Source organism: Elusimicrobiota bacterium (genome assembly GCA_016182905.1).
Lineage (GTDB): Bacteria > Elusimicrobiota > Elusimicrobia > UBA1565 > UBA9628 > GWA2-66-18.
Window position 1 is genome coordinate 240,033 of the sequence record JACPFR010000005.1, and the last position, 8,839, is coordinate 248,871.

The window sequence follows — 8,839 nt, forward strand, 5'->3', positions numbered from 1 at the left end:
ATAGGCGGCCGGCGGCCCGGGGGCTACACTCAGGAGGCAGGGAGGACCCGTGGAAAAACGCACCATCCGCTTGAATCTCGACGTGAGCTTCGTCTACGGACCGCGCACCTGGCGCGTGCCGCTCGCGGCGATGCTGCTGCTGTGCGCGGTCGGCGACCTCAACTCCGAGAGCGTGACCCTCAGCACCTATTATCCCGCCCCTTCCGGCGTGTACACCCAGATGATCACCACCGGAGACACCTACCTCGCGCGCGACGGCGCCGGCACCCGCGTCGGTATCGGCACGACGACTCCGACCCAGAAGCTGTCGGTCGTGGGGAACGTCGACGTCTCGGCCGGCTACGTGAAGATCAGCTCGGTCGGCTGCGGCGTGGCCGACGTGACGCAGGGCGTGGTCTGCAGCGGCACGCAGTACGCGACCTTCACCCCGGGCTTCTACATCGAGGGCTGGTCGTACCAGAACCGCGGCGGCGCGGTCATCGCCGAGGCGGGCCCCGGCCAGACCACCACGCAGGTGCGCGCCCTCAACCCGACGACGGGCTCCGAGGACTGGATGACGCTCAAGAAGAACGACTCCTCCACGCGCATCTGGTGCTGCCCGCGCTAACGCGCGAGGACGCGCCGGATGATCTTCCTCGGGTCGCTCGCTTGGGCGACGAGCTCGGCCGGATCGTAGGCTCCGCCCATGTCCCACAGCCCGGCGCAGATCGAGGTCAGCGAGCACTTCCGGCACGCGGCGCCCTTGCCGTAGCGCCAGGCCCGCTCGCGGTAGTGCACGCGGGAATCGAGGAAATCCACGGCGCGCTGTTCGCCCTTCACGATGGCGCGGGTCTCGGTGGAGCAGTGCCCGAACTCGCCCATGTAGCAGAGGGGGACCTTCTCCAGGCGGAAGGTGCGTCCGGTCCGTTCGAGGAAGCGCATGGCCAGGAGCAGCGAGCGCTTGGTGCTCCGCAAGGCGGGCACGGTCCCCCGGTCCGAGGCCACGCGCTCGACCAGCGGGTCCAGGTAGGTCCACGAGAAGTGCTTGAGATACGGGAAGCGCGCGCAGAGCCACCGCGCGGTCTCGTGGATGTGGTCCGCGTTCTGGGCGCAGACGGTCTGATTGACGTCGACGCTCACCGCGCGCCGGCTCAGGCGCGCCAAAGTGCGCACGATGTTCGCCAGGGACTCGGGGTTGCCCGTCAGATCGGCCTGCACCTCCTTGCGGTGGCTGTGCACGCTGACGTGCAGATGCGAAAGCCCCGCGTCGATGAGGCCGTCGAGGAAGGCCGGGTCCGAGGTGAGCTGGCCGTTGGTGATCAGGCGGCAGGGCATGCCCTTGCGCGCGGCGTAGGCGATCAGCTCCCGGAGGCCCTTGTACAGCGTGGGCTCGCCGCCGGTGAGGATGACGCCGTCGTAGCCCTTGCGGCGGTAGCCGTCGATGAGCCTCTTGCCCGCGGCGAGCGTGAGCGCGCGCTCGTTGACCGGGTTCGAGCAGAAGCGGCAGCGCTGGTTGCAGCGCCGCACGACCTGGATGTAGCCGAGGTTCGCCATCGTCGGTTGTGTTTCTCGGCGCATTGTATACAATACGCGGCGCGATGATGCGGATTCCTCGGCCGGTGACGGACCACTTCGGCACCCGGCTCGAGCCGCGCGAGCTCGTCGCGGGCCTCGCCGCGCGGGGCCTGCGCCGCTTCATCCTCGTCCTCGAGGACGGCGGCGCGCTGCTGCGGACGGACGACGACCTCGACGGCGACGCCGCCTCGCGCGCGCTGACCTGGCTGCGCGGCGAGCTGTCGCCGCTGCTGCCGTGCCGGCTCGAGAGGGCGCCGGGCCTGAAGGCGGGCGGCGCGTTCGAGGACCGGCGCCGGCGGGCGCTCTGGACCGTCGCGCTCGGCGAGATCCTCGACGAGGCGGCCGACGCCGCGCGCGTGGAGGCGGACGTCTTGGCCCGCGCCGGAGCCGGCGCGGCCTTGATCACCTGGCCGCGTCCGGGCGGCGCGCGCGGGGTGCGCCCCGCGCGCATCGCCGCCGCGTCGAGCGAGCCGCGGGCTCTGGCCTGGCTGAAGGCCGCGCTGGACGGCGCCCGGGAGGCTCCGCTCCCCGAGGCGGACGTGCTCCTCGACGGCCTCGAGTGGGGCGTCGCGCGGCGGCCGACGATCGCGGCGGCTCCCGCGGCGGTCCCCGTCGTCGTCGACGCGGCGCGCTGCGACGCCTGCGGCCTGTGCGCCGAGGTGTGCCCGGCGCGCAGCCTGACGGGGAAGGGGACGTTCGCGCCGGGCGGCGTCGAGAGCTGCCTGCGCTGCTTCGACTGCGTCGAGGCCTGCCCCGTCGACGCGCTGCGTCCGGCGTACGGGCCCTCGAGCGCGACGACCGGCGCGGCCCTCGCGGACCGTCCGGGCTGGCTGTCCCGCCTGCGCGGCGCGCCGGGGCCGGCCCTGCCCGCGCTCTTCCCGCCCTCGTATCTCCTGCCGAAGCCCGGGCCGAAGGGGGAGCCGAGATGGATCCTGGGCCTGGCCGTGACCACCATGCAGGAGCACGCGGCGGCCCTGCTCGAGGACGGAGCGGTCGCGGGCGCGGTGGAGGAGGAGCGCCTCTCGCGCGTGCGCCATCACGGGCGCGCCGGCGCGAGCCTCGCCGCCGACCCCACGCTGTGCCTCGAGGAGGTCCTGTGCCGCCGCGCGGCCGGGGCGCTGCTCTCCGAGCGCGGCCTCACGCTCGACGACATGGACGCCATCGCGGTCAACGGCATCCCCGCGCGCTACCGCCGCGCCTACCGCGCGCACGAGGACGGCGCTCCGATCCCGGTCCTGCGCGCGGGGCGGCTCGTCTTCGTGCCCCATCATCTCAGCCACGCGGCGTCCGCGTGGCGCGTCTCGGGACAGAAGGACTCCTGGGTGCTGACCGTCGACGGGCGCGGCGACCGCGAGACCGCAGCGGTGTTCCGCGGCGCGCGCGGGCGCCTGCGCCGCGTCTCGGAAATCCTCAGCCTCACCGACCGCTCCATCGGCGGCGTGTACGAGACCGTGACCCGCCTCCTCGGCTTCGGCGCGCACGGTCAGGGCAGCGTCATGGCCCTGGCGTCCTTCGGCCGGCCGCGTCGCGGCTTGTCGCGGTTCCTCTCTCGTCGGGCGCGCGGCGTCTACTCCATCCACGAGCGCGGGCTCGCCGAGCGCTTCAAGGCGCTGGCCCGCGCGCCGGGCGCGCCGCTGAGGAAAGCCCACAAGGGCCTGGCGGCGTCGCTGCAGGCCGCGCTCGAGAAGACCGTGCTGGGCGTGCTCAAGGACGCCGGCGTGCCGCGCGGAGCGTCGCTATGCCTCGCCGGAGGCGTGGCCCTCAACTGCCGCTTGAACGAGCTGATCCGCCGGACGTTCCGGCCGCGCGCGCTGTTCGTCCAGCCCGCGGCCAACGACGCGGGCACGGCGCTCGGCGCGGCGCTCGAGGCGGCGGCCCTGCTCGGGGCGCCGCCGGCGCGGGAGCTCGCGGGCGCCGCCCTCGGCCCGGCCTTCGCGGAGGACGAGCTCCGCGCGGCCCTCGAGCGCGCCGGCCTCGCCTACGAGCGCTCCGCCTCCGTCGCCCGCGACGCCGCGGCGCTGCTGGCGGAGGGCGAGGTCGTGTGCTGGTTCCAGGGGCGCGCGGAGTTCGGGCCGCGCGCGCTCGGCTCGCGCAGCATCCTCGCCGATCCCCGGCGCGCGGACATGCACGCGCGCGTCAACCGGATCAAGGACCGCGAGCCCTGGAGGCCCTTCGGGCCTTCCCTCCTCGCCGGCCGCGAGGCCGAGTGGTTCGAGGACGGCTTCGACTCGCGCTTCATGCTCTTCGCCCGGCGGCTGCGGCGCGGCAAGGCGGCGCTCGTGCCGGCCGTGGCGCACGTCGACGGGACGAGCCGCCCGCAGTCGGTCCACGCCGCGTCGAGCCCGCTCTACCGCGAGCTCATCGCGGAGTTCGACGCGCTGACCGGAGTGCCCATGGTGCTCAACACCTCCTTCAACCGCCGGGGAGAGCCGATCGTCTGCTCGCCCGCGGACGCCGTGGACGCCTTCCTCGGCATGCCCGAGGCCGGCGTCCTGGTCCTGGGGCCTTTCGTCGCCCGCCGCGCGGCCGCGCGCCGGGACGAGGGGGACGCGGCCCTCGCGGCCCGGCCGGGCGGCCGGCGCCTGATGCTGCGTCTGACCGCGCGGGACGACGGCGACCCCGCCCACGCGCCCATCGCGGACATCGCCCATCTTCCCGACCGCTCCTTCGAGGACGCCGCGCGCGCCCTCTCCCGGGGGCGCGAGGCCGGGTGCTCCGAGCTCGTGATCATGAGGGGGGAGGCGACCCTCCGGCCGGACCTGCCGGAGCTCCTGCGCCGCGCCCGCGCGATAGGCTACCGCTTCATCCAGCTCCAGACCAGCGGGCGGAGCCTGTCGCGCGCCGGGACCCGGGCGAGCCTCATGGGGCTGATCGACGCCTTCGAGATCACCGTGTTCGCGGCGGACGAGGCGACGCACGACGCGCTGACCGGCCGCCCCGGGTCGCTGCGCGAGACGCTCGCCGGCGCGCGCGCGGCCGTGACGGCGGAACGCGAGGTCGTGCTCGTCGTCCCGGCGGTCCGGAGGAACCTGTCGCGGCTGGTCCCGGTCGCGGAGCTGGCCGCGCGGCTCGGAGCGCGCCGCGTCCAGTTCTGCTTCCCGCGGCCGGTGGAGGCCGCAGCCGGCCTCCGGGCCGAGGCGCTGGCCCGCCTGGGCGACGCCTCGCCGGGGATCCGCGCGGCGCTGCGCGCCGCGGCCGCGGCGGGCGTCGCCGCCTCCACCGAAGGCGTCCCCTTCTGCCATCTCGACGCGGACCAGCGGACGGGACCGGACTCCGGCGGGGGCTGGGCGCGGTTCCGCGTCGACGATCTCCGCCGCCTCGAGGAGTCTCTCGATCCGCGGCGCGCCGGCTCCCGCCCGGAGGCGCCGGCGTGCCGCGGCTGCGCGGTCCGCGACGCCTGCCCGCGCACCTGGGCGCTCTACCTCGCCCTGTTCGGCTCCTCCGAACTGGCGCCCGTCGCATGACGTCCATCATAGACGCGGCGCCCGCGCCGGGATTAAACTAGGCCATGATATCCCGAATCCTCCTCGCGTCTCTGTTCGCCGGGCCCGCGTACGCCGCCGCGCCTGAGACCGCTCCCGCCGCCGCCGCCGAGGCGAGCCAGAGGCTGTTCGCCCGCTGCTCCAAGGCGGATTTCGGCGTCGACGAGCTCCTGGCCGACGCCGCCCTCCGCTCGGACCTGGCGACCTGCTCCAGCGCCGAGATCCGCGATCTCCTGGACTACGCCGCGTGCCGGGACCTGCAGGGGGCGCCCGGCGGATGCGCGGCGCTCGGCGGCATCCGAGGGTGGGGAGCGCAGAGCGTCGCGGGCTGCCGCGACACCGCGCTGGACGACCGGTTCATCTTCCAGACCCTGCGCAACGGCGACGCCCTCGGCGCCTGCCGCGACCTGTTCAAGCTCGACGGCAAGTCGGGGCCCGCCGTCGACCGGGGCTGCGCCGCCGTGATCGCGGCGGTCCGCTCCGGAAACGCCGCGTCCTCCTGCGCCGCGCTCGCGCGAGAGCGGCTGCTCGAGGCGGGGGAGCGCTGCGAGGACCACATGATCCGGTGGGCCGGCGTCCCCGCGGACTGCGGCAGGATCAGCGACGCCGACGCACGCCATCTCTGCCGCGGGCGCGCGTCCCTGGCGGCCGGCGCGCGCAGCCCCGCCCAGTGCGCCGCGTCGCCCTCGTGCCAGGCGCTCGCGGCGAGGTCGCCGAAGGCGTGCGACGGCCTGAAGGCGCGCTTCACGCGCTCGCTGTGCGCCCGCGTCGCCGCGGAGGCCAAGGGCCTCGCCCGCGGGCAGGAGCTGCGGAGCCAGGCCGAGGCCGAGGCCAAGGCGAAGGCCGCGAAGGAGGCCGCGGCTCAGGCCGCGGCCGAGGCCGCTCGTCGGGCGAAGGCGGAGGCGGCCATCGCGAGCCTCAAGGCCGAAGCGGATTCCGCCGCGAGCCGGGCCGCGACCGATCTCGCCCGCGCCAAGGCCGAGAGCGAGGAAAAGGCGGCGAAGCTGGCGGCGGCCGAGTCCGCGAAGCACGCCAAGAACGCCGAGGCCGTCAAGGCCAGGGCCGAGGCGGAGGCCCGGAAGGCGCTCGCGGCCGAGCTCAAGGTCCGGAGCCAGCCCAAGCCTCAGTTCAAAAAGGGCGAACCGATGCAGGCCCAGTCGCCGGAGGTCACCGAGATGCTGAAGGCGCTGCAGGAAGGCCGGCCGATCCCGAAGCCCGCGCCGAAGCCGAAGAAGGCCGTTCCGGCGGAGGACGCTCCCTCCGCGCGATAAGAGGGCGTGGCCGTTCCGTTGCGTTTCCCGGTCGCGTGACCAGGACCCGCTGCCAATCCTCGCTCCAGCCCGTCGACAGCGACGCCGCCCGCCTGCTCAAGCTCCTCGGAAGCCGGCGCCTGGCGGCCCTTCAGGCCGCCTTCGGCGGCCGCCGTCTGTGGATCCCCAAGGCCGGCAGCAACCTCCGCTGCTCCGTCTGCCGCTTCCGCGACGACTGCATCCGCTCCTGGCGGACCCAGGGCGTGAGCATCGTGAACATCGCCAAACGCCTGGGCGTGTCGCCGAAAACCGTGTACCGGGTCATCGGGATCGAGCGCGCCAAGGCGGCCGCGTGATTCTCATCCAAGGCACAAAATAGAATGGCCCGTGCGCGGGTAAGCCGCTACCATAACGACGAGCCCGCTCCCGTCCGACTCTCCATCCGCGAGGAAACAATGCCCACCAGCGAAAACGCCGAGATCGCCTTCGAACTGGACGAGAACCTCTATCCGCTCGAGGCCGTGCAGAACGCCGTCTACGTCTTCACCGACCGCGCGTACGTGCGCGTCGAGCGTTCCGAGCCGGAGCGGCTCAAGGTCGTCATGACGGTCAAGGCGGGCGCCGCGCCGTCGGCGCGCGTCGAGCTGAAGGGGGAGTTCGACAACGAGCTCATCCACCAGGTGCTGCGTCAGCGCATCTCGGCCTCCAACCAGAAGATCCGCGAGTTCATCGTGACCAAGGCGCTGGTCTCGGCCCAGCCCGCCGCGCTGGTGTCCTCGTCCTCCGCCCCGGCCGTCCCGGCCGCCGCGGACGCCGGCGCGCCGTGCCCGGAGTGCGTCGAGTCCGCGCCGCCGCCGCCGCCCGCGGCGCCTCAGATCGACGCCGCCCTGGAGAAGGAGATCGACCGCCTGCTGGCCGAGATCGAGAGCGGGGACGGCGCGGCCGATCCCCTCGGGGTGTCGGTGCCTTGGGAGGAGGCGTTCGGCGGCAAGGACAAGAAGGACGAGGCCCCGAAAGTCCCCAAGGCGAAGGCGGCCAAGGCGAAGCGCAAATGAGCGCTCCCGCCGCCGCAGGGATCCCCGCCCTCGACCCCGTCAAGACGGGCCCCTTCCGCTTCCGGAAGCTGGCCGGGGGGATGCTCGTCACCAACGACCTCGGACGCCACCAGCTCCTGGATCACGACAAGTTCCTGGCGTTCATCGCCGGGAAGCTCGAGGCCGGCGATCCGGCGTACGAGAAGCTCAAGGCCGACGGCTTCATCCGCGACCAGATGGATTTCGACGCCATCGCCTCCGTCTGGGCGAAGCGCAACAAGTTCCTGTGGCAGGGCCCGACCCTCCACGTGATCGTCACGACCCTGCGCTGCAACCACCGCTGCCTGTACTGCCACGCCAGCGCGCTCGGCATGGCCGACGCCTCGACCGACATGACCGAGGAGACGGCGCGCAAGGTCGTCGACCGGATCTTCGAGAGCCCCAGCTCCGCCATCACCATCGAGTTCCAGGGCGGCGAGCCCCTGGCGAACTGGCCGGTGGTCAGATTCATCGCCGAGTACGCGGCCGAGAAGAACAAGACCGCGGGCAAGAGCCTGTGGCTGAACCTCGTCACGAACCTGAGCCTCATGGACGACGAGAAGATGAAGTGGCTGCTGGCCCGGGGCGTCAACTTCTGCACGTCCATCGACGGCCCGGCGGCGCTCCACGACCGCAACCGCCCCTGGAGCTCCGGGGCCAGCCACGCCGAGGCGACGAAGTGGTTCCGCAAGATCGACAAGAAGACGCGCGCCAAGATGTTCCGCATCGACGCGCTCCTGACGGTCACGCGGCTGTCGCTGAGCCAGCCCCGCGAGATCGTCGACGAGTACGCCTCGATCGGCGCGCGCGGCGTATTCCTCCGGCCTCTGAACCCCTACGGCATGGCGGTGGCCACCTGGAACAAGATCGGCTACGGCCCCGAGGAGTTCCTCGCCTTCTACGAGAAGGCCCTCGACCGCGTCCTCGAGCTCAACCGCGAGCGCTCCCTGCGCCGGCCGTTCTTCGAGCAGACCGCCCGGCTGTACCTCGCCAAGATCCTGACCGACGACGACCCCAACTACCTGGACCTGCGCTCCCCGTGCGGGGCGGGCATCGGCCAGATGGCGTACAACTTCGACGGCTCCGTCTTCACCTGCGACGAGGGCCGCATGCTCAACCGCATGGGCGACGACACCTTCCTCATCGGCAAGGCCGGGGAGGGAACCTACGCCGAGTCGGCGGGCCATCCCGTCGTCCGGGCGCTGGCGGTGGCCTCCAACCTCGACAACCAGGTCGAGTGCTCGCAGTGCGCCTACAAGCCGTACTGCGGCGTCTGCCCCGTGCAGTGCTACAAGGAGCAGGGCGACATCACCGGCCGCATGCCGACGAACTCCCGCTGCAAGATCAGCATGGGCGTGCTCGACATCCTGTTCGACCGCCTGCGGGACAAGAGGAACGAGAAGATCTTCCGCTCCTGGCTCAAGGTCAGGAAGGGAGAGAGCGAGAAGTCCGCCGCGCTGTATCAACGAGGCTGAGAGGA

At 73.0% G+C, this 8,839-nt stretch carries 7 protein-coding genes; 6 read left to right on the forward strand and 1 reads right to left on the reverse strand.

Annotated features, from left to right (window positions below; translation table 11 throughout):
* The first annotated feature begins 49 nt into the window (after positions 1 to 49).
* Positions 50 to 607 carry a hypothetical protein gene (locus HYV14_02375; protein MBI2384838.1) on the forward strand — a complete coding sequence of 186 codons (558 nt, stop codon included), beginning with the start codon at positions 50 to 52 and terminating at the stop codon, positions 605 to 607.
* Here the strand turns inward: HYV14_02375 and HYV14_02380 are convergent.
* The gene (locus tag HYV14_02380) at positions 604 to 1,533 is read right to left on the reverse strand and encodes a radical SAM protein (GenBank protein MBI2384839.1); all 930 of its coding nucleotides are present in this window, start codon (positions 1,531 to 1,533) and stop codon (positions 604 to 606) included. The two genes, HYV14_02375 and HYV14_02380, sit on opposite strands and share 4 nt — an antisense overlap.
* A gap of 44 nt (positions 1,534 to 1,577) precedes the next feature.
* Between HYV14_02380 and HYV14_02385 the strand changes: the two genes are divergently transcribed.
* From HYV14_02385 to hxsB, 5 genes are all read left to right on the forward strand, one after another.
* Positions 1,578 to 5,018: a 4Fe-4S binding protein gene (locus tag HYV14_02385; protein MBI2384840.1), complete on the forward strand. Its 3,441-nt coding sequence runs from the start codon at positions 1,578 to 1,580 to the stop codon at positions 5,016 to 5,018.
* 44 nt (positions 5,019 to 5,062) lie between these two features.
* Positions 5,063 to 6,307: a hypothetical protein gene (locus HYV14_02390; protein MBI2384841.1), complete on the forward strand. Its 1,245-nt coding sequence runs from the start codon at positions 5,063 to 5,065 to the stop codon at positions 6,305 to 6,307.
* A gap of 35 nt (positions 6,308 to 6,342) precedes the next feature.
* Positions 6,343 to 6,642, forward strand: a complete 300-nt coding sequence (locus HYV14_02395) for a helix-turn-helix domain-containing protein (GenBank protein MBI2384842.1) — start codon at positions 6,343 to 6,345, stop codon at positions 6,640 to 6,642.
* 99 nt (positions 6,643 to 6,741) lie between these two features.
* Positions 6,742 to 7,341: a His-Xaa-Ser system protein HxsD gene (hxsD, locus tag HYV14_02400; protein MBI2384843.1), complete on the forward strand. Its 600-nt coding sequence runs from the start codon at positions 6,742 to 6,744 to the stop codon at positions 7,339 to 7,341.
* A complete protein-coding gene (hxsB, locus tag HYV14_02405) occupies positions 7,338 to 8,834 on the forward strand; it encodes a His-Xaa-Ser system radical SAM maturase HxsB (GenBank protein ID MBI2384844.1) in 1,497 nt (498 codons plus the stop codon). The genes hxsD and hxsB overlap by 4 nt, the downstream gene beginning before the upstream one ends.
* The last annotated feature ends 5 nt before the right edge of the window (positions 8,835 to 8,839 follow it).